The organism is Streptomyces sp. NPDC004435 (assembly GCF_042873895.1).
In the GTDB taxonomy this organism is placed as follows: Bacteria; Actinomycetota; Actinomycetes; order Streptomycetales; family Streptomycetaceae; genus Streptomyces.
In genome coordinates, this window is sequence record NZ_JBIAMB010000028.1 from 43,386 (window position 1) to 65,155 (window position 21,770).

Annotated in this window: 8 protein-coding genes; all 8 read right to left on the minus strand. The window is 74.0% G+C overall.

What is annotated here, in order from left to right; genetic code table 11:
• Positions 1-431 precede the first annotated feature (431 nt).
• The gene (locus tag ACFYT9_RS35545; protein ID WP_389170401.1) at positions 432-1,004 is read right to left on the minus strand and encodes a hypothetical protein; all 573 of its coding nucleotides are present in this window, start codon (positions 1,002-1,004) and stop codon (positions 432-434) included.
• Positions 1,005-1,064: 60 nt separating this feature from the next.
• Positions 1,065-2,285: an AAA family ATPase gene (locus ACFYT9_RS35550; RefSeq protein WP_389170404.1), complete on the minus strand. Its 1,221-nt coding sequence runs from the start codon at positions 2,283-2,285 to the stop codon at positions 1,065-1,067.
• Positions 2,286-2,339: 54 nt separating this feature from the next.
• Positions 2,340-2,930: a sigma-70 family RNA polymerase sigma factor gene (locus tag ACFYT9_RS35555; RefSeq protein ID WP_376606023.1), complete on the minus strand. Its 591-nt coding sequence runs from the start codon at positions 2,928-2,930 to the stop codon at positions 2,340-2,342.
• A gap of 187 nt (positions 2,931-3,117) precedes the next feature.
• Positions 3,118-4,605: a S8 family serine peptidase gene (locus ACFYT9_RS35560; protein ID WP_389170407.1), complete on the minus strand. Its 1,488-nt coding sequence runs from the start codon at positions 4,603-4,605 to the stop codon at positions 3,118-3,120.
• Positions 4,602-8,021, minus strand: a complete 3,420-nt coding sequence (locus ACFYT9_RS35565; RefSeq protein ID WP_389170410.1) for a right-handed parallel beta-helix repeat-containing protein — start codon at positions 8,019-8,021, stop codon at positions 4,602-4,604. The genes ACFYT9_RS35560 and ACFYT9_RS35565 overlap by 4 nt, the downstream gene beginning before the upstream one ends.
• A 16-nt stretch (positions 8,022-8,037) precedes the next feature.
• A complete protein-coding gene (locus ACFYT9_RS35570; protein WP_389170413.1) occupies positions 8,038-9,681 on the minus strand; it encodes a hypothetical protein in 1,644 nt (547 codons plus the stop codon).
• A 79-nt stretch (positions 9,682-9,760) separates the two neighbouring features.
• Complete coding sequence (locus tag ACFYT9_RS35575) at positions 9,761-10,195, minus strand: hypothetical protein (RefSeq protein WP_389170416.1); 435 nt, start codon at positions 10,193-10,195, stop codon at positions 9,761-9,763.
• 117 nt (positions 10,196-10,312) lie between these two features.
• Positions 10,313-21,733 (minus strand): hypothetical protein, encoded by an 11,421-nt coding sequence (locus tag ACFYT9_RS35580; RefSeq protein ID WP_389170419.1) that lies wholly within the window; start codon positions 21,731-21,733, stop codon positions 10,313-10,315.
• Positions 21,734-21,770: the final 37 nt, after the last annotated feature.

Below are 21,770 nucleotides of genomic sequence, written 5' to 3' on the forward strand. Positions count from 1 at the left end.
CAGCGCCGGCGCACGTCCTCGTACAGCGCGGTGCTCGGAGCGACATGGGCCGGGGTGGACGGAGGGCGGAACGGCCTTCGTGAGGGAACAGCATGGCCGCCATCAGCCGTTCTGTCGTACGCCTGCCAGTGTCTGCGGTATGCGGCTACGAGGGCCGGGTGCCGGTCAAGGCGTCGACCAGCCGGGCGAAATCGGCGCGCTGTTGGGTGGTCAGTGTGGCGTAGAGCGGCGCTTGCCGTTCGTCCGTGAGCCGCTCGGCGTGCTACTGACGGGGGATCAGGGCCGCGGCCGCCGCACCCGGCTCGCGCCGGCCGTAGTGCGTCGCCTCGGGCGTCTTTGTCGGCGTAGAGGATCGGGCCGGTGTCCGCGATCGTGATGACGCGGGCGGTGTCTTGACCGGGTCGGACACCGCCGGTCGGGAGATCCGGGGGTCACCACGGGCTGCTGCTGCTCGTCGACGCCACGCCGCCGGAAGTTCCGCCGGATGTGCCTCCGGAAGCGCCCCCCGAAGTCGTGGGCGGGGTGCCGAGGGCGGGACCACCCGAGACGGACCCGGTGCGTACGGAGTCGGGGGCGGCAGCTGTCCTGCGGACCGGGGTGCTCGCCGTCGACTGGGTCGCCGACCGGGTCGGTGCCTCTCTGCCCGCCTCGCGCGGCTGCTCGTCCACCTCGCCGAGCCGCTCCAGGCGCAGCACCAGATTGCGCTCCTGCCGGACGCGCCCCGGCCAGTCCACGTCCTTGCTGGTGATCGTCTGCGTACGGACGCCGTCCACCATCTCCCAACGGGTCCTGACCGCCCGGACGTTGGGACGCCACCGGCCTTCGTACAGGTGCTCCACCTCCAGATGCCAGCTCGGCGCGTCCACGTGCCGGACCGTCCCCACCTCGCCGGGGATCTCGATCCGCGCTCCGCGCGCGCCGGACACGGTGACCACCGCGCGCTGCGGCCAGTCGGCGTCCAGGCCGATGACGGTGATCCGGCAGGGGCCCTCGTACCAGGCCATGGGTGCTCTCCAGTGTTCTCGGGGACGGGTGTGAGGAGGGAGGACGGGGGAGCGGCGGTGTCAGAGGCGGGGGAAGTTCCCTGCGACGAGCGTCGCGAGTTCGTGGTACGTGTCCCGGGTCCGGCCCCGCATCGCCTCCGGGTCCACCTCGCCGCCCCGGGCCAGCCGGGAGTCGTACGGGACGGTCACGACGGCCCGACACCGCTGCCTGAGTTGCGCCACGGCCTCGTCCGCCACGGCCGACCGTCCCGAGGGCGACCGCACGCCGGAGATGACGGTCACCGCCTCCCGCGCCTTCTCCTCGTGGGCGAGGGCGGCCAGCCGGTCGAAGAGCAGATTGGCGCCGCTCATCCCGTCCTCGCCCGGTGTGGCGGCGACGACCAGCTGGTCCGACACGTCCAGGACCGCGCCCAGGACGTCGTGCGGCATGCCGGTCCCGGCATCGGTGATGACCAGCGGGTACTGGCCGGCGAGCGCCTCGACCACCTGCCGGTACTCCTGCTCGCCCAAAGCGCGCGGATCCGCTGGGTCCGGGTCGTGCGCCACGACCTCCAGACCGCTGGGCGTCTGCGAGGTGAAGGCCCGGATGTCCATGTAGGTGCGCAGCCGGGGCAGCGCCGCCACGAGGTCGAGCACGGTGGCGCCCGACTGCCGCCGGACACGGCGGCCCAGGGCTCCCGAGTCCGGGCTCGCGTCCACGGCGACCACCCGGTCGGCCCGCTCCCGCGCCAGGACCGCGCCGAGGGCCAGGGCGGTGGTCGTCTTCCCGGCCCCGCCGTTCAGACCGATCACCGCGATCCGATGGCTGCGCAGCAACGGGGCCCGGAGGGCGTCAGCGGCATGACCCGAACCCCCGCGCCTCCGGATCCGGAGGAGGGGCCGGGACGCGCGCCGCTCCGGCCGTGTCCCCGCCACGGGCTCGGCCGGAACCTCCGGCACCGCCGGGATGGGGACGGGGACGGGGACGGCGGGGGGCACGATCTGCTCCGCCTCCGGCGACTGCTCCCGCAGGGGCTCCGGGGCCTCTGCCGCCGGTACGGGCTCCGCCGGCAGGAGCTCCCCCGGTACGGGCTCCGCCGGTACAGGCTCCGCCGTGGCGGGCGCGGCCGTCGGTGTGGACTCCGGCTCCGGTGACGGCTCCGGTGACGGCTCCGCCCCCAGGGTCGGTTCCGCCGGTGGGGCCTCGGTCCGCCTCGCGCGCCAGTGCCCGGGGCTGTAGTCCGGCGCGTCCGCCCAGTGGTCGGGCGCGTCCATGTCGTTCCTGGCTACGACGGTGACCACCTCGGCCCCCTCTCGTCGGTCGCCCGGAAGAACGGCCCGCGGGGCCCGGCCGGTTCAGACGGGGCGGAGCGGACGGCCCGCCTGGGCGAGGCCGTGCCGCTCGAGGACGGAACGCAGCGCCCGCACCGCGTAGAAGTTGCGGGACTTGACGGTGCCCGGCGGGACGCCGAGCACGGCCGCCGCGTCCGCCGTGGAACGGTCGTTGAGGTGCAGTTCCACCAGCACCTCCCGTTGGTGGTCGGGAAGTTCGGCGAGCGCGTCGCCGACGGCGTGCGCGATCACGATCTCCTCGTAGGGGTCGTCGGGGCCGGCACGGTCCTCCGGTGTCTCGTCGCCCAGCTCCTTCACCCGGGCGGACTGCGCCCGGAAGTGGTCGATGGCGATCCGGCGGGCGACGGTGAACAGCCAGGGCCGACCGTGCTCGGGACCCCGGACGAGCGCCTGGGGGTTCTGCCAGGCGCGCAGGAAGGTCTCCTGGAGCATGTCCTCGGCCCTGCCCCGGTCCCCGCTGGTGAGGCGGAGCAGCGCGCGCAACAGGGCGGAGGCGTGCAGGCGGTGGAGTTCCGCCAGCGTGTCGCGGTCCATGGTGGGGCGGGGCCGCGCCTCCGCGCGGACGGCGCCGTCGGCCCCGTCTTCGTGGGTCATCACCACGGTCGTTCCTCCCTGCCGCACGTCGGCGACTCGGTCGTGGCGGACGGCGGCGCCGGTCTGCCGACGGCTCCGAGCACGCCGGACTGGTGGGAACGACCTTGGCAATCTTGACTAATGCTTGACTAATGCTCAGGAGTGATCGAGGGCCGTCCGGTAACGCCCCCCTAATGTCCCGACGCCCTCAGGAAGGCGGGAGCGGCTCCGGACCACTGCCCCTCGCGGCCGCCGGGGCTCGATAGCCGCCCGGCCGCCACCCCCGCCGACGGCCCCGCGGCAGTACGGCGGCCGCCCCCGCCACCCCCGCCAGCACCGCCAGACAACCGGCCGCCACCCATCCGGCGGAACCGGCGGCGGAGGGACCAGGGGCGACGGGCATCACCGCTCCGGGGGCGGTCGCCCGTACCGCCACGCCGCCCCGCTCCTCGGGGAGCACGGCGGTGACGGCGGCGATCGGGTCGACCGAGCCGTACCCCCGGGTCCGGTCCCGCATCGAGCGGCCCGGCTCCGCGGTGGTGGCGCGGAGCCGGTGGACCAGGGCCTCGGCGCTCAACTCCGGTCGGCGGTCCAGGACGAGGGCGGCCGTCCCGGCCACCAGCGCGGCCGCGTAGCTCGGCCCGGAGGCCGTGAAACTGCCCCGGCCGCCCGGCCCGGGGCCCATCACGGCCTCGCCCGGTGCCGTCAGGTCCACCCGGCCCTCGGGGGCCTGTCCCGACGCCTTCCCGCCGGGGCCGGTCGCCGCCACCGCCACCACCTGTGGATGGGCCGCGGGGTACGCGGGGCCCTTCGCCCCGTCCGGGGCGGCCGGGGCGATCACGACCGCGCCCTCGGCGACCGCGTACCGCACGGCGCTTCGCAGCGCCGGACTGTCCGTGCCCGCCACCGCCACCACGGCGATCACCCGGGCACCGCCGCCGACGGCCGCCCGGATGCCCCGGGCGAGAAGCGCGGGGGTGGTGTTCCCCCGTCGGTCGGTGACCGGCACGTCGAGGATCCGCGCCCCGGGCGCGATCCCCGCGAACCCGGCGCCCGGGGTGCGGGGCGCCGCGATCAGACCGGCCGTGAAGGTGCCGTGCCCGACGCAGTCCGCGGCCGGGCCGCCGCCGGCGAAGAGGCGCGGCGTCCGCCGCAGCCGGTCGCCCAGCAGCCCGGCGGTGTCGTCCACTCCCGATCCCACCACGGCCACCGTCACCCCGGCGCCGTCGGACAGCGGCCAGACCATGTCCGGACGCAGCAGCGCCTGGGGCCAGGGGAGTCCGACGACCTTCCGCTCCGACGCCTTGCGGCAGGAGTCGTCCGAGAGCCGCTGCGTGACGGCGGGCAGTGACGCGGGATCGGCGCCGACCGCGCCGGACACCGCCTCGCGGCCAACCGTGCCGGACACCGCCTGCGCACCGACCGCGCCGCGCACCGCCTCGGGGCGCGCCGTGCCGGGCACCGCCTCTGCGCCGACCGCACCGGACACCACTTCGGGGCCGACCGCCCCGGGCTCCGCCTCTGCGCCAACCGACCCGGGCCCCGCCTCGGGGCGCGCCGCGCCGGACACCGCCCCGGCGCCGATCCCGCCCTCCGGGCCCGGTACGGCCACCGCGCTCCCCGGCAGCAGGGCCACGGTCCCGCACAGCAGGACCGTCGACAGGACCGCCGCCCCGCTCGACGTGCCCCGCCTCACGCGACACCGTCCGGCACCCGGTCCCCGGGCACGTCCTGGGGCAGCAGCAGGCTCAGTTCGGCCACGTCGTCGACGTCGAGCCGGCTGAGCCGTCCCGCCTGACGGGTGATCATCGTCTCCAGGACCTGGCGGGCGAAGCGGCCGTTGCCGAAGTTCCGGTCGCGTGGCACCGCCGCGAACAGCTCGCCCAGCGTCGCCAGCGTCTCCGGCGGGCACACGTACCCCGCCTTGTCGGACAACGCCTCCACGATCCGTACCAGTTCCTCGTCGGTGTAGTGCTCGAAGACGACCGACCGGGAGAAGCGGGACGCCAGGCCCGGGTTGGAGTCCAGGAAGCCCCGCATCTCGTCGGCGTACCCGGCGACGATGACCACGACCTCGTCGCGGTGGTCCTCCATCAGCTTCATGAGGGTGTCCACCGCCTCCTGCCCGAAGTCGTTGCCCGTGCCGCCGCGCGGCGTCAGGGTGTACGCCTCGTCGATGAACAGCACGCCGCCGCGCGCCCGGTCGAAGGCGTCCTTCGTCAGCTGCGCGGTGTGGCCCACGAACCGGCCCACCAGATCCGCCCGCGCCGTCTCCACCAGCTGACCGCCCGGCAGCACGCCCAGCTCGGCGAGCAACTGCCCGTACAGCCGGGCCACCGTCGTCTTTCCGGTGCCCGGCGGGCCCGAGAAGACCACGTGATGGCTGATCGTGGCCGTCGGGAGCCCGGCCTCCTTGCGCCGGTCGACCTGCTTGATCAGATGGACCAGATCCTCGACCTGCTCCTTGGCGGCGGGCAGACCGATCATCGCGCGCAGCTCGTCGAGGAGCTCCGTCCTGCGCTCCGCCGGCGCGCCGGACGCGGCGACCGCCCGGGCCGCCTCCGCCCCCACGTCCTCGGGCGTGAGCAGCGCCAGATCGTCGTTGCCGATCTCGGCCTGCGCGGCCAGCCGGGACGCCTGCCGGTCCACCATAGCCTCGAACACCTTGCGCGCCGCCCGGCCGTTGCCGAAGTCGGCGCCCTTCGCCATGGCCTCGAAGTGCAGCGTCAGCGCCTCGCGGGTGCCGTCGGCGAGCCGGTAGCCGTGCGAGGTGGCGGACATCGCCACGATCGTGGTCAGCTCGTCGTCCGCGTAGTTCTCGAACTCCACCGTGCGGCTGAACCGGGACGCCAGGCCCGGGTTGGAGTCCAGGAAGCCCCGCATCTCCTCCGAGTACCCGGCGACGATGACCACGACCTCGTCGCGGTGGTCCTCCATCAGCTTCACCAGCGTGTCGATGGCCTCCCGGCCGAAGTCCGGCCCGCTGCCGCCCGTCCCCTGCGACAGCGTGTACGCCTCGTCGATGAACAGCACGCCCCCCAGAGCCTGCTGGAAGACCTCCGTCGTCTTGATCGCCGTCCCGCCGATGATCGACGCCACCAGGTCCGCGCGCGCCACCTCCACCAGATGGCCCGACGGCAGGACGTCCAGCTCGGCGAGGATCGAACCGTACAGCCGGGCCACCGTCGTCTTGCCGGTGCCGGGCGGCCCCGCGAAGATCAGGTGGCGGCTCATCGGCAGCGCGGGCATCCCCGCCAGCTCCCGTCGCCGGGCCAGCTTGTTCAGGTTGACCAGGGTGGCGACCTGCTCCTTCACCCCGTCCAGGCCCACCAGCGCGTCCAGCGCCTCCAGCGGCCCGTCCGGCCTGCGCGACGCGGCGGGTGCCGTCGCCCGGCCGCCCCCGCGGACGGAACCGTCCGGAGCGCCCTCGCGCGCCCCCGCCCCGCGAGGCCCGTCGGCCGCCGGCGCCGACCCGCCGGCCCCGGCCGCCGACTCCCCGTACGAGTCCGGCAGCTCGTTCTCCGTGCTGGTCAGGTTCTCCACCGCGAGCCGCGTCGACGGCTCCAGCTGACGCAGCCCCGAGCCGCCGTTCCCGGAGACCGTGCAGTCGTGCACGCGTACCGCCTCCGTGGAGTCCACCCGGATGCCGTCCCCGGTGTTGTCCACCGCCTCGCAGCGGTTCAGCGCGGCCCGGCCGCCCGCCGCGACCCGGAATCCGTACCGACGGCAGGACCGCGCCCGGGTCCGGGCCGCGGTCAGCTCGCCGCCGTCCTCGACCAGCACCCCTTCCTGCGGAGCGTCCGCGATCTCGCAGTCCCGCAGCGTCGCCACCCCGCCCCCGCCGACCGACACGCCGGCCGCACCGGTGTCCCGGACCGAGGTGGTACCGACGTACGCGTCGCCGCCGTCGGCGATCCGCACACCCGCCTGCCCGGTGGCCGAGATCTCCGAACCCTCCAGCCGGCCCCGGCCGCCCCGGGTCACCTCCACTCCCGCCCCGGCCACGTCCGACACGTCGAGCCGCCGCAGCATCGGGTTCGCGCCCTCCAGCACGCGCACCCCCGCCGCCGCGCCGCCGCGCACCGTGAGCCGGTCGAAATCCGGGGCGCTGTCGCCGGTCAGCTGGACTCCGGCCTCCTTCGCGTCCCGCACCGCGCACCGCTTGAACGAAGGGCCCGAGGACTCCTCCACCCAGATGCCGGTGCCCTCGGCCGCGGTGACCTCGCACTCCTCGAACGTGCCCCGCGAACGCCCCGTCACATGGACGCCGTTGCCCTTGGTCCGGGAGACCCGGCAGCGGCTCAGCACCGGATCGGTGCCCTCGGCGAGCGCGATGCCGTGCACCTTCGTCGCGGACACCGAGCAGTCCTCCAGCACCACCCGCTCCTTGGAGCTGATGTACACGCCGAGCAGGCAGTCCCGCACCGAGGTCCGCACCACCCGGGTGGCGCTGTTCTGCTCCAGCGCGATCGCCGGCTTGTCGGTGGCCGAGATCTCGCAGTCCTCGATCAGCCCCCGGCCCTCGCCGTTCACGCACACCCCGTTGCCCCGGGCGTCGCGCAGCACGCAGTTGCGGAAGGTCGGATCGGCCCGCTCCCCGATGACCACCGCCGAGGTCCCCAGGTGCTCCACCACACAGCCGTCGATCACGCTGGTGCCGGTGGACGTCTCCACGATCCCCGCCCCGCCCGGGTTGGTCACCCGGCACCCCCGCATCGCCAGCGAACCCTGCTGCCGGGTCAGCAGGGCCGTCCAGGCGTTCCCCACCACCTCGCAGTCCTGGAGCGCCGCCTGCCCGCGCGGCACGTCCACGACGGGCAGCTCGTCGTCCAGGCCCTGGAGCAGCAGCCCCGTAAGCTGCACCGCCTCGGCCACCACCTGCACCACCGTCCCCCGGGGCGGCACGATCCGCACGGTCCCGTTCGGGTCCTCGGCGGTGATCGTCACCATCTTCGTGACGACCAGGTTCTCCTCGTACCGGCCCGGACGCACCGAGATCACCGCGCCGCTGCGCGCGGCCTCCAAGGCGGCTCCGATCGTGCGGTACGGGCCGTCCGCGGACGGGCGGTCGTGCTGCGCCTCGGCGCTCACGGTCAGCACATGGCGCGACATGCGTGGATGATCCCTTTCAGGCGGAGGTGCACTGGACACGGGCGACGTCGCCCGCGTGATGGGCGTAGGTCTTCTGCGAACCGGACCAGTCCAGGCCCCGGTCGTGCAGCTTCACCGTCAGCACGCCGCCGGTGACGCGGACGTCGCCCGCGCTCACCCACTGGCCCCGCCGGGACGGCTGGTCGACGTTGAAGGACCGCAGGATCGGATCGCTGCCCGTGGCTCCCGCGTGCACCGTGTAGTACGCCGGCTTGCCGCCGACCGCCTTGATGTCGCCGTTGTTCGGGATGTGCACCGAGACCTGGCAGGTGCCGGAGGTGACGCTGCCGGTGCGGAATGTCCAGCGCAGCGCGTTCCCGGCGTCCGAGCCCGCCTTCCCGGACATCGGCAGCGAGAGGAAGCTGCCGTCGCAGCCGTCGCCCGTGTGGCCGCCGGAGCCGTACTTCTTCCAGCCCTCCTTGCCGTCCGTGTACCAGCCGCTGTACGTGAAACTCGCCCCGCCGCCGGCGCAGTTCGGCCCCGCCAGGGCCGAGTACCGCTCCTTCGCCGGAGGGGGCGGGGGCGCCTGGGTGGCCGGCTTCCGCGGCGGGGCGGTGGTCTCCCGGGGCGCGGCGGGTGCCGTGGTGGGCGCGGGTCCGCCGCCGGCGGCGGAGGTCGGGCGCGGGCTCTGCCCGGCTCCGGGCGCCCGCGAGGAGACGGGCGCCCGGGAGGATCCGGGAGCCCCGGCGGAGGCGGGCGCCCGGGAGTCGGTGGGAGCCTCGGAGGAGGTCGGCGCGGGGCCCGCACCGACCCCGGCACCGACCCCGGCGACACTCGTGGCCAGGGGGGCTTTCCCGGCGACCGGGGACGTCTTCCCGGGGGCGCTCGTCGTCCCCGGCGCGAGGCCCTTGCCGGGCAGGACGGAGCCCTTCTCCGGAGCGTCGGCCCGCGGCACGAAGCCGCCGGGGCCGCCGTCGGCCTGGCTGTACCCGGTGGGGCGCGGCGGCAGGGAACCCGGTCCCGGACCGCTGCCGCCGCCGACCTGCGAGAGCAGCAGCGGCACGCCCAGCAGGACCACGCCCGAGGTGGCCGCCGCCGCGATCATCGGCTTCGACAGGCGCCGGGTCGTCCGGGACCGGTCCCGCGCCCCCTCCCCGGCCGTTCCCGCGGCCTGCGCGGCGAGGCCGTCCGTGTCGGAGGCGGCCTGCGCGGCGGGCGCGGAGGCGCCTTCCGGAGCGTCCTCTGCTCCGGTCGTCCCGGTGCCGGTTGTCCCGGTGCCGGTCTCGGCGTCGTCGCCGGCCACGCCGGTGGCGGGGACGTCCGGGGCGGCGCCGGAGGAGGCGGCCGGGGGCGTGGCCGGGGACTCCGGCTCGGCGCCGGCCTCCGCGACCGGTTCCGGGGTCACGGCTCCCGCGACCGCCCCGGCGCCGCACTCGCCGTCCGGCTTGCCACCGGATTCCGCCTCAGGCCTCCGCCCGGGCTCGCCTGCCGGGGTCACGGCCCCCGCGACCGGCCCGCCGCCGCCCTCGCCGTCCCGCTCGCCGCCGGTTCCCGCTTCCGGCTTCCGCCCGGGCTCACCCCCCGGCTCCTCGCCCGCCTGCTGCCAGGCGACCGCGGGCAGGCTGATGGATGCCGCGTCCTGCCCGGCGGCTCTCGCGGCCCGCACCTCGTTGTCGTCCACCGTCATTCCCCTCGGTCGTCGCGAACCCTCCGCGCACGTACGAACGGGCGGGCGCCGCCCCGTGGTTCACCACTCCCGGTCAGCCCAGCGGATGGACCTCGGTCCCCTCCGGCGCCGGGGTCAGGACGAAGGCGGCGGCCCGCTCGACGACGTCCCGCCCGAGGGGCCCGGGCGCCGTGTAGCCGGGGTCGCCCAGGTGCGCCAGCAGCTCCGGGTCGGGGGCGAGCGCGTAGTGCTCCAGGTAGTACGTGACGGTGTCCGTCCACACCCACCGCCCGTCCGTACGGAAGGTGAGCGGCACCTCCGCGACCCGGGAGGCGTCGAGCACGTCGTCCATCAGGACGGGCGTCGCCAGCACGGGCGTACCGGCCGCCAGCCGCTCCAGGAGCAGCGCGTGCAACTCGGGGTCCTCGACCACCGGGTGGTCCGTGGCGAAGCCCGGACCCGTCACCGGGTCGGCGTGGTCGAAGACGGAGGCGAGCCGGAACTCCGGCCGGGGTACGGGGTCGGTCATGGCGGGTTCCTGTCCTCCGGTACTGGGCGGGCCGGGGCGGCCCCGGCGGCTTCGTGCGCTCCCGGGGGAACGTACGGAACACCGGGACCGGTTCAGATCTCCGTTCTGTCGGCGCGGTCACGTCCACGAGGACAGGACGAAGGAACCGGGGGCCGGGGCCGGGGCCGTCTCCGGGGACTCGGTCACCCCTTCCGTCTCGTCCGCCCCCTCCGGCGCCCCCGTTTCGTCCGTCCCCTTCGCCTCGTCCACCCCCTCCGCCTTGTCCACCCCGTCCGCCTCGTCCGGCCCATCCGTCTCGCCCGTCCCCTCCGCCTCCGGAGGCGGCTTCGGGCCGGTGCTCCGCCGCTGGTCGTCGTCCCCGAGCGACCTCTCGTCGAGGAAGGCGCCGTCGACGCGATAGCCCTCGGGCGCCGGAGTCGTCACCGGCACGCCGCCGGGGGACAGCAGGCCGTCCGGTGGCATGTGGGCACCGAGAAGGGTGGTCTCGACCGTGCCGTCCCCGTCCGCCGGCAGGGACAGCTTGACCCAGTGGTCGGGCGTGAGCCGGGGTTTTCCGTCCGGCCCCCAACTGACCTGCCGGGCCACCACCGTGTGCCCGGTGCCCGCCGGGTCCGGGTCGGACGCCGAGGGGACGAACCACAACGTGGACCGGGGGGCGTACGCGGTGAGCGGCAGGTCGGGCCGCAGGCTCCGCAGTTCCCGCAGCGTGTCCGCGGCGTACGAGCCCTCCAGGTCCCCGCCCAGGCCGCAGGCGGCGAACCGCAGGGGCCTGGCGGTGTCCCACGCCCCGTCGTCGGCCAGCCGGGAGAGCACGACGGCCAGCTCGCCGGGCGTGACCCGCTGCCCGCGCCAGACGGGCGCCCCGTCGCCCCCCGTGATGTGACTGGCGAGCGTGAGGAACCGGTCGTCCCGGGGGAAACGTCCGACGACACCGCGGATCCGGTCCGCCTCGGCCTCGCCGGCGTCGGGGTCGACGAGGTGGCGGGTGCCGTTGCCCTGGTGGGAGAGGGAGAGGGCCCTGACGAGTTCGCCGATCCGCTCGTCGGAGGTCCGGACGGTGGCGGGGGCGTCGACAGAGGTGGGGGCGGGGGCGGGGGCGGGGGCGAGGGGGGAGGACCGCTCGTTCCCGAACTCGATGAAGAGGTCTCCCGTGTCCTCCTGGTCCAGCAGGTCAGTGACCTGCTTCCCCTTCTTCGGGGCGGGCGGTGCGGAGTGGTCCTTCGCGTTCTTCTCGTCGCCGAGGTACTTCGCGTCCTGGCGCATCCGCTCCCCGCCGACGCGCGCGTAGTGCTCCCTGAAACTCTCCTCGCTCTCGAACATCTTCGCGAGCTCGCCGTACATGCCCTCGTAGTCCCGGTGCGTGGAGGCGCCGTCGTGCCGCTCCATGTCCGCGAAAACGAACCGCAGCGAGGACTTCCCCCGCACCGGGAACGTCTCGGCCGTCTTCGGGCCTGTCCCGTAGGGGTTGTCCGGGTTCAGCACGAGGTCCTTCCTCTCCGGCACGGAGGCGAAGAATCCGGTGAAGGTCTTCTCGCCGTGCTTCACCGCGTCGAGCTCGCGGGACGAGACGCCGAAGGAGGGCGCGGCGGGCTGCTTCGGCAGGGGGCCGAGCCCCTCTTTCTCCCGCTCCGCGTTCTCCTCGGCCCGCTGCCGGGTGCTCCGGGCGTTCTCCGCGGCCATCGCCCGTTCCTCCGGGGTGGCCCGGGGCTCCTTGTAGTCCACGTACGTGCTGTACGTCGTGTAGGAGGAGAAGTCCGCCTGGTAGTACTGGTGGAACTCGTGGAACAGCCGGCGGATGTCCTCGGTGTCCTCGGTGCTCAGCTCGGCCAGGCGGCGCACGTCGCCGTCAGACGTCACCGGATCGCGCCCCCGCAGCTTCATGTACGACTCCACGATCCAGTGGAAGGTCACGTCGCGGTTGAGCCCGGCGCTCGCGGTCGTCGCCTCGGCGTCGGAGCCCTTCGGGCGGAGGAAGCGGTGCTTGTCCCGGTAGTAGAAGCCGAAGGGGTCGGAGTCGACCATCAGGACGGCCGCCCGGTACGCGAACCCGGCGACCGGGTCCTTGTCGACGTCGCCCCACAGGTGGCGGTAGCGGTTCATGACCTCGACGGCTCCCCGGTGCTCGGCCTCGTGGTCGTGCAGCTCCGCCCTCCTGACCTTGGACTTCCCGTCGCCCCCGTACATCAGCTTCGAGTTGGCCTTCTCGATGTCGTGGAAGAGGATCGCCTTCACGACCGCGTCCACCGGCACCAGCCGGTCCGCGCTGTCCCGGTCGCGGTGGGCGAGTTTGAGGTACTGGCCCAGCACCATCTGCGCGTGCTGGAAGAAGGTGTATCCCTCGCTCGGCGCGCAGATCTCCTTGTAGAGGAGGCCGAGTTCGGGGTAGTCGCGGGTCAGGCGGTCGATCACCCGGTGCAGGGCCGTGCCCTCCCGCCACAGCTGGGTGAGCTCCCTGCCGACCTGGCGCTGGAGGTGGGCCTCCTCCGGCTGCCGTCGTCGCATGTCGTCGAAGTCGTGGACGAAGGGCGAGTCGGTGACGTTCAGGTCGGCCTTGACCTCCTGGCTCTGCAGGGAGAGGACGAGTCCGATCTCGGCGTGAGAGGCCCAGGGCAGGACCGTGTCCCTCATGAACGTCTCCACGGCGGCACGGGCGTCGAGGTCGGCGGACTCCAGGTCCGCGTCGGGCTTGCCGAGGAAGTCCAGCGGGACCGGCCTGCCCGGCGGCACCCGCAGCTGCTCCGCGTGGTCCTCCAGGAACTTCCTGAGGTCGCCGATCCGCCTGCCGAAGGACAGGTTGGGCCGGTTTCCGTAGGGCTCCGGAGGCATGTCGGGCTCCAGGAGGTGCCCCACCCTGCGGTCGGCAGGCCGCTGCCGGGACTGCTTCCACGTCTCGTGGAACTGCCGCAGCTGGCTGGAGATCCCCCGGAGGACGTCGGGGGAGTTGACGTGCCCCGCGTTCTGGACCCAGGGGTTGTACCGGTCGTTCAGCTGCGGAGCGTCGACGGGCGGGATGCCGAGGCGGTCGCGCAGCACGTCGACGTGGACCGTCGCGCCGTCCCGGTAGTCGCCCGTGTCCTCGTCGGGGGCGAGGCCGCCCCTGTCCTTGTCGCCGTAATAGGTGATCAGGGAGTTCGGCCGGATGCTCCTGCGCAGGAGCACGAGGCTCTCGCCCCGCACGCCGAACTGGTTGCGCTCGCCCGACTGGTCGGTGTTGACGGGCCGTCCCGCGAGGGGGCGGTCGGGGGTGGTCTCGGCGTCCTCGTCGGGGTTCCGGGACCTGTCGGTCTCCTTGTGGTCGGGGATCGGCGCCCGAGCCGAGCCGGGCGCCTGGCTCTTCCACCGGTCCCGGTAGATGCTCTCGATCTCGCTCTCGGGATTCTCCTCGGGGTCGCGCAGCCCGCCGGGCGTGAGGGACGCGCTGCCCCGGTAGGGGTGCCCGAGCGAACCGGCGTCGTGCTCCGGTACCGAGGCCGCCGTGATCCGCTGGTAGACGTGCAGGGGGACGAGGAAGGAACGGATGAGCGGCTTCTTGTCCGGGAACTGCGCCTGGTACTTCATGGCCCAGCCGATCGCCCTCGCGGGGGTGCCCATACCGACCCACAGGGTTCCGCCCGGCTTGTCCCCCGTGGCCACGACGACCTCGCCGGTGTCCTTGTGCTGCTGGACGTCCTTGTGCTCGGCGGTGAACTCGTGGGGCGTCTCGTGGGCCGTCACCGTGTCCCGGCTGACCACCGCGGTGTAGAAGCGGACGTACGGCTCCCCGTCCTCCATCTCCACGTCCACCTCACCGCGGTGGATGTAGTACGCCGGCTGGAACTCGTAGTGGCCCGAGGTCTGCTGTGCGGCGTTCGGGAGCGCGGCCGGATCCGGCCGCGCTGCCGCCCTCGCGCTCGACTCGGGTTCCGTGCCGGGCGGAGGGTCCCCGGCCGTCGTCCGCGGGTTCCTCTCCTCGGTCTTCTTCCTCCCCTTGCCCTCGCCGTCCTTCGGCCTCGTCTCTTCCTTGACGTATCTCAGGGTCGAGTCGAAGGGCCGGTTCGGACCCGGGTAGCCGACACCGGGCAGGCCGATGACCGGCTCGCCCCGCTCCGGACCCCCGGGCGGCCACACGGTGTCCGGGCCGGCCTCCAGCAGGGTCACCAGCGAGCGGCCCGAGTCCGTCCGCTCGAAGGAGGCCACGTGGACGCGCGTGCCGGGGGTGAAGATCGACATGTTCCCCGTCAGGTGGCGCTGGCCGCCGCCCTGCGCGGTCTGCACCTGGATGACCAGATTGTGGGTGTCCGGCAGGTCGGACGACGACTTCCAGAAGATCCGCGGACCGGTCAGCTCGTCGAGGGAGACCGCCGTGCGCTCGGCCACGGGACGGTCCGCCATCCGCCGGAACAGGTCCACCGCCTGGGCGGTCGTCTCCACGGACAGCGACAGCCGGGGACGGTACGCGCTCTCGTAGGTGACCTCCGCGGAGGCGGTGGCCCGGCGGCGCTGGTCCGTCCGGGGCCCGTCGCCCGACAGGTCGAGCCCCTGGACACCGGTGAGGCCCCGGGACCGGAGCTCGAAGCTCGCCAGGCCGGGCAGCGCCTCCGCCCGGGCCTTGTCGATCCCGTCCTCCCGCCCCAGGCCGTGCGCCAGCAGGCGGATCTCCTCCTTCAACAGCGAGGAGACGGCCTGGGCGCGCTTCCAGCCGGTCCTCTGCGCGGCGCCGGGCCACAGGCTGTTGCCCGCCGCGACGACCTCGACGCGCAGAACGCCCAGGGCGGGGTCGGCGGCGCGGCGGATCAGTTCGGGCAGCAGCTCCGTCGCGAGGTTCCGGAGCTCCGTCTCGTCCTGGGGGCCGAGGGTCTTCTCCCCCTTGCCGAAGGCGACGGTCCGCTTCTTGAGGACGGGCAGGCCGTCCACCAGCATGCTGACCGCGACGGCCCCGTCCGCGCCGTCGCCGCTCGTGTCCCCGTTCCCCTCGCCGGCCCCGATCACGTCCTCGTCGTCGGTGTCGTCGCCGAAGCGCACCGCTTCCGCGTGTTCCGGGCCGGTCTCGTCGCCGTCCGCGAGACGCACCGCGTCGACGGGAGCCCCGTCGTCGCCGGCGGGGGTCGTCTCGGGGGTGTGGTCGGGGGCGCCGGTGTCGGTGAAGCGGTGCCAGTCGGCGCGACCGAGGACGGTCATCCGGCCGTCGGCGGTCACGCCGACGTGGCGGGCGGTGAACACCCGATCGCCGCCGGGCACGTACCAGACCGGCGCGTCGGCGGCGAGCGCCGTGAGCGGGCCGTCCGCGCCGGTCTCGGCGCGGTGCTTCCACAGACCGCTCATCACCGTTCTCACGGTCGCGCCGTGGACGCGGGAAGCCAGGTCGCAGCCGGTGAAGCGGAGCTCGGTGACGCCGTCGAGCCGGCCCTCGTCGTGGGCGTCGGTGAGCGCCTTGAGGAGGACGGCCGGGTCGAGCGGGGCGTTCGGGTCGGTGTGGGTGCCGACGACGAACACGCCGGCGCGCGCGGGGAGCGCCCGCAGGGCGGCGGCCTGGGCGGGGGAGAGGGCGCCGACGGCGATCCCGGCCGGGATGTCCCGTACGGGAGTGGGCGACGGTACGGGAGTGGGCGACGGTACGGTCCAGGAACCCGGACCCTCGTTGTCGTGCAGCACGGAGCCGGACTCCGTGGCGTCCTCGACGGCCTCCAGATAGCGGTGGGGCAGGGTCCCGCCGGGAAGGACGGACGTCGCCATGACCCCGGACGCGTCGGCCCGGTCGGGCGTGCGCCGGAACAGCGCCTCCGCGTCGTGGTACCGGTCCGGCAGTCCCGCGTAGTGCAGCAGCTCGTGCAGGAGCATGGCGTCGTCACGGCCGCGCACGTCCGGATCCGAGTCGTCGGCGTGCAGACGCAGGTTCAACTGGTCGGACCGGGTGCCGGGTCCGCCGTCCCGGGTCACCCGCACCAGGCCCGCGCCTCCCTCGGGGGCCGGGACCACGTCCACCTCCGCGTGGAGCTGGTCGCCGGTGCGCGGCAGTCGGAAGCCCAGGTTGACGTGGCCGTCCAGCAGTCCCTGCATCCGCGCGCGCAGCGCGGCCGCGTCCGCCGCCGAGAAGGAGTCGCCGACGGCCACCGGCAGCGTCACCCGCACCAGCCGCACGGGCCCGCCCGGCGCGCCGTCCCCGTCCTCGGGCACGACGAACCGCTCGACGTCTGCGCGGATCAGAGTCCGCCGGCCCGCGAGCGTCCCGTCCTCGTTCCGCCGGTCCGCCGTGCCCGGGAAGGGGCCGGTGGCGTCCGGGTCGGCCGCCGGGTCGAAGCGCTCGGTGCGGACCCGCGCGGGCGGCGGCACGTCCTGCCGGCCCGGCGCCCACCGCCACGACGCCCACCGGTCGGCCGTGACCGGCCGCGCGACCGGGGAGACCTCCTCGGGGCGCATCCGCCCCGGCAGGGTGTGAGGGGAGCTCTCGGGGACGTGCGCGGCCGTGTCGCCGTCGTCGTCGCCCTGACGGGGACGCTTGGGGTCCTGCATCAGGATGTCGCCGTCCGCGTCCCTGTCGTCGGGGTTCCCCCGCTTCCTCCGGGAGGAAGCGGACGGAGGGGGACCGGGCTCGTCGACGTCCATGCCCGTCGAGGTGCCTTCGACGGGAGAGCTCTCCTCCTCCCGCGCCGCGTACGTCCGCCGCAGTTGCTCCATCCGCTCGGCGGCGATCTCGTCGGGGAACTTCCCCTGGTGCGCGACGTGTCTGCGCAGATCGGCCTCGGGCACGAGGTCCAGGGTGCGGTAGTAGTCCCGGCCCGGCTCCGAGAGGGGGGCCCGCAAGGCCGCGATGTCGTCCGGCAGCGGCCGGTCCGGGTGCTCCTCGCGGTAGTGCGCGGCGAAGGCGGCGGAACCCGCCATGACCTCGGGCAGGGAATGGTGCCCCTGGTTGAGGAAGGCGGCGATGATCGCGAGCCGCAGCGTCTTGTGGTTGATCCTGCGGAACCACCCGCGTTCGGCCATCAGCTCGGCGTACCGGTGGAACATGAAGCCCGAACCCGACGTGCCGGCCGTGGCCAGACGCTCATGGGTCTGCTTCAGGTACAGCAGCTCCGTCCTCAGGAGGTAGCGGGCCCCGCCGGGGATCCACCGCACCTTCTGCTCCGAGTTCAGGGCGAGCGGCCTCTCCCGCTCGCTCAGGCGGGGCACGATGTCCGCTTCCTCGAAGCTCCTCAGCTCGGCGGACAGCTGCTTCCACCGGTGGTCGCGCTTCTCGAAGTCCTCCCGTGCCTCCTTCTTGCTCCGCCTCTCCTCGTCGGTCCTCTCCGGCATGGCGGAGAGCTTCGTCCGCAGGGCGGGCACCAGACGGGTGAGGTTGCGGTACTCGACGAACTCGTGGTTGTCGACACGGAACTTGCGCTCCTCCACGAGGGAGGACGGCGGCGGCGGGAAGAACTCGATCCTCTCGCCGAGGGCCTTCGTGGAGATGGCGTTGAAGAACATGGCCATGCGTTCCCGCAGGTTTCCCTTCCTCGCGACCTCCTCCAGGACCGCCGACTTGGTGCCCACGGCGCCGGGCGCCTCGTTGCTCGGCGTCCCCAGCCGCTTGTGGATGCCCTCCATGTGCTGGAGCTTGTCCCAGAGGACGCCGGACAACTGCCCGGCGAGTTCCTGGACGTCCCGCCGCCGGGCCAGATAGGCGGCGAGGTTCTTCTCGTACTGGACCGAGGCTTCCGTGTAGTAGATGCGGTCCATGTCGTCGAGCGAGGCGTCCGGGGCCCAGGAGAGCGGGTCCTCCTGGTCGTCGCGGGTCCGCCGGGGCCGGCGGGTGCTGGGCCCCTCGCCGTTGCCGGTCGGCGGGGGATCGCCGTCGTCCTCGGCCCGGCCCTTGCCCTTGTCGACCGGCGAGCGGTCGTCGCCGTCACCGAACTTGACCGCGTCCGGGTGCACCGTGTCGACCTTGGGGGTGCGGAAGAGGAAGGCGACCGCGTCGTCGGGGAGGTCGTCCGGGTCGGGGGTCGTCCGGACGGGGGTGTGCTCCGGATCGCCGCTGTCGCCGTACACGTGCCAGGCGCCCCGGTCGACGACGGCGATCTTCCCGTCGGGGGTGAGGCCGATGTGCCGGGCGGTGAGGAGGTGGCCGCCCGCCGCGTCGCCGCCGGTCGTGGGCACGTACCAGACGGGGGCGTCGGCGGCGCGGGCGGTGAGCGGGTCGGGGGAGTCGGTGCCGGTCGCGGCGCGGTGCTTCCACAGGCCGCTCATGACGGTCCTGACCGTTCCCTCGTGCACGGGCGCGGCGAGGTGGCAGGCGGTGAAGCGGATCTCGGTGACGCCGTCGAGCCGGCCCTCGTCGTGGGCGTCGGTGAGCGCCTTGAGGACGGTGGCCGGGTCGTTCGGGGCGTCCGGGTCGGTGTGCATGCCGACGACGAAGACGCCCGGGAGCTTCGGCACCGCCTGGAGGGCGGTGCTCTGGGCGGGGCTGAGGACGCCCAGGGCGATGCCGGAGGGGATGCCGGAGGGGATGTCCCGGACGGGCGGGCCGGACGGGGTGTCACCGTCGCGCCCGCCGTCCCCGTCGCCGCCGCCGTTCACGACGGTGCTCCCGCCCTCGACGGCGTTCCCGTTCCCGTGGTCGGACCGGTCGTCGGACGGGGTACGGACGCTGTCGTCCTCGGCGCGGGTGTCGTCGCCGTCCGTGCGCGGGGCGTCGTCGACGGGGAGGTACATGAGCCGGTCGTCGCTCGGCGTCTCGAGGTGCTCCCAGTCGTACGGGGAGGGCGCCTCGGGCGTCACCGGAGCCCGCGCCGGAGCCGGGGCCGGGGCGTCGGTCTCCGGGTGCGGGGGGACGCCGAACCGGTCGTCGCCGCTCAGGGTGACCGGCCGTTCCGCCGGTCCGGGGCCCGGGACCTCCGTGGCGTCGCCCAGCAGGGAGGAGAGGCCCGAGGAGACGGTGGCCCGGGGCGGCGCGGTGACCGGTCTGTCGCCGGTGTCCCCCTCCGTGGTCGGGCCGTCGTCGGTCCTCCCGCCGATCGGGCCGTCGTCGGACCTTCCGTCGGTCGGGCCGTCCGGTGTCAGGTCGCCGTCCGACTCTGTGCGGAACAGCGGGTCCTTGGCGATCTCGTCGCCGAACGACGGACCGAGGGCCAGGTCGAGCGGCGTGAAGGCGTCGCCGTCGGACGGGGCGTCCGGCCGTTGGGGCAGGTCCGTGAAGAAGGGAGTGCCGGTGACGGGGTGGGAGAAGACCCACCTCACCATGTCCTTCATGTCCTGCCTGAAGCTGGTCTCCTGCTGCTCGGAGGTGGGGCGGGGGACCGGCCACGGAGCCGGGTTGCCCGTCATGTTCGACACGAACGAGGCGATGTTGAGGGGGTGCAGCAGCCCGAAGTACTTGCTGTCGGTGGGGTTGTCGGCGTGCTGGTGGGTGAGGACCCAGTTCTGGTACTTCACCATGACCGGCTCGAACGCCCGGTGCAGACCTGCGCTCAGCGCGCCCATGGCCACGCCCGAGGCGAACGGGCCGCCGCTGACCTCGAACGTGCCGTCGCCGAAGATCATGTTGTAGAAGCCCTCGCTCAGCATCTCGTTGGTGCCCTCGTTGAGGAGGGACGAGACCGCGCCGCCGAGCTGGTACATCGGACTGCCCTGGAGCGGGTTCTCCTGCTTGAAGACGCGGGCCAGGGCGTTGCTGTGCTCGGAGCGGGCGAACAGCGTCGGCATCGAGTCGGCGAGGTTCTTGAGCGGCGCCAGGTTGCCCAGGTCGCCCATGGCCCTGGTGAGGACGTCGGGCAGGTCGGCGTGATCGGCCCCGGCCCGTCCCCACTTCTGGGTCAGCATCCTGCCGAACTCCTCGCCCGCCTCCTGGGCGCCGTCGTGCGCGAGGTGCTTCTTGAACACCTCCCCCATCTTCTCGGCGAACGAGTGGGCGATGCTGCCCTCGCCGTGCCGCAGGAATCCGGTCTCCAGGTTGCGGGTGACCCCGCCGAAGAGCTCGCCGATGTCCTTGGCGAAGGCCGAGCGGGCTTCAGGGGTGGACAGGAGACCGTCCAGCGGGTTCTCCGCGTCGCCCGCGACGCGGCCCGGGGACCCCGACGCGCCGGGCACGTCGGAACCCGTGCCCGCCGTCGGCACGTCCCCGGAGCCCGTCCTGCCGGTACCGGCGCCGGCACCCGCGCCCGCCGTGTCGCCGCCGCCCTCCGTCCTGTGCGCGTTCGGGACCTCGGGCTTGTCCGCGCCCGGCACCTCGCCCTTGCCTGTCGTCGGCACCTCGCCCTTCCCTGTGGTCGGGACGTCGCCCTTGCCTGCGGTAGGGGTGTCCGGCCTGCCGGCGCCGGGTACCTCGCCCTTGCCGGTCGTCGGCACGTCCGCCTTGGGCGGGGCGGCCGGGACGTCGCCCCTGCCGGTCGTCGGGGCGGTGCCCTTGCCGGCGGCCGGAGCGCCCGCGCTCCCCGTCGCGGGAGCGGTCGGCTTGTCCCTGGCCCCGGCGCCGACCGGCGCCTCCGCCTTCGGCCGGCCGGCGGGGGGAGGGGACACGAGGCCGCCGCCCTCGGTCCTGGCCGGCACCGGGGGAGTCACGTCGGACTTCGGAGGGACCGGCGGCGGGGCCACGTCGTTCTTGGGCGGCACCGGCGGGGCCACGTCGTCCTTGGGCGGGACCGGCGGCGGGGTCCCCTCGGTCCTCTTCGGCGGGACCGGCGGCGGGGTCACGTCCGTCGGCGGCGTGTTGGGCGGGGACGGCGGCAGGTCCTCCTTCGTCTTCACGCCCTCCGGACCACCCGGCTTGCCCGCCCCGCCCGGCGGTACGTCGGGCTTGGGGTTCGGTGTGACGTCGTCCAGCTTGTCGTCGATCTTGTTGAGGACGTCGTCGATGCGCTTGCTGATGATCGAGGCCGGCGGCTTGCCGCCGAGGATCCGGCCGAGCAGCTTGCCGCCGTAGTGGGACAGGATCTCCAGCGGGCCGGCGATCACGCCGCTCAGCGCGCCCTGCTTGACGGAGTCGAGCAGCGACTCCGTGTTCCAGCTCGACGTGTGGCCCGAGGTCAGCTGGTAGAGCTGGATCACCGTGTCCTGGAAGACGCCGCCCATGATGCCGATGAAGGTCTGGCTGAGGATCGTCTGGAGCAGCCAGCGGAAGAGCTGGTGGAGGCCTTCTCGGGTCGCCGCGAACAGCGCCGACACCGGGCCCCACACCGCGCCGAAGGTGAAGGCGGAGAAGAGGGTGGCGAACAGGATCTCGGCCAGCAGCTGCACGAGCTGGAGGATCGCCATGATCTTCGTGTACTCGACCTGGTTGGCGACCTTCAGCGCCACCTCGGACAGCTGACGGGACAGCTCCGCCGTCTGCTCCAGCTGGTTCGCGCCCGCGGTCTGGCCCGTCAGGTCCCGCATCGAGAGCAGGAACGACTCGGCGGCCTCGCCCTCGAAGTCGTTCTTGACGATCGGGATGAGCTCGATGACGTATCCGGAGAGCGTCTCCAGGTCGTCCGCGATGGAGTGGTAGTGCTCAGCCACCCGCCGCATGAGGTCCTCGTCGGCCTCGGGCCAGTCCATGCCCGACACGAAGGCGAGGAAGTCGGCGATCCCCTCGGGCGGGTTGATGGCCATGGGCGGAGGTCCTCTGATCGGCGGACGGCTGCACCCG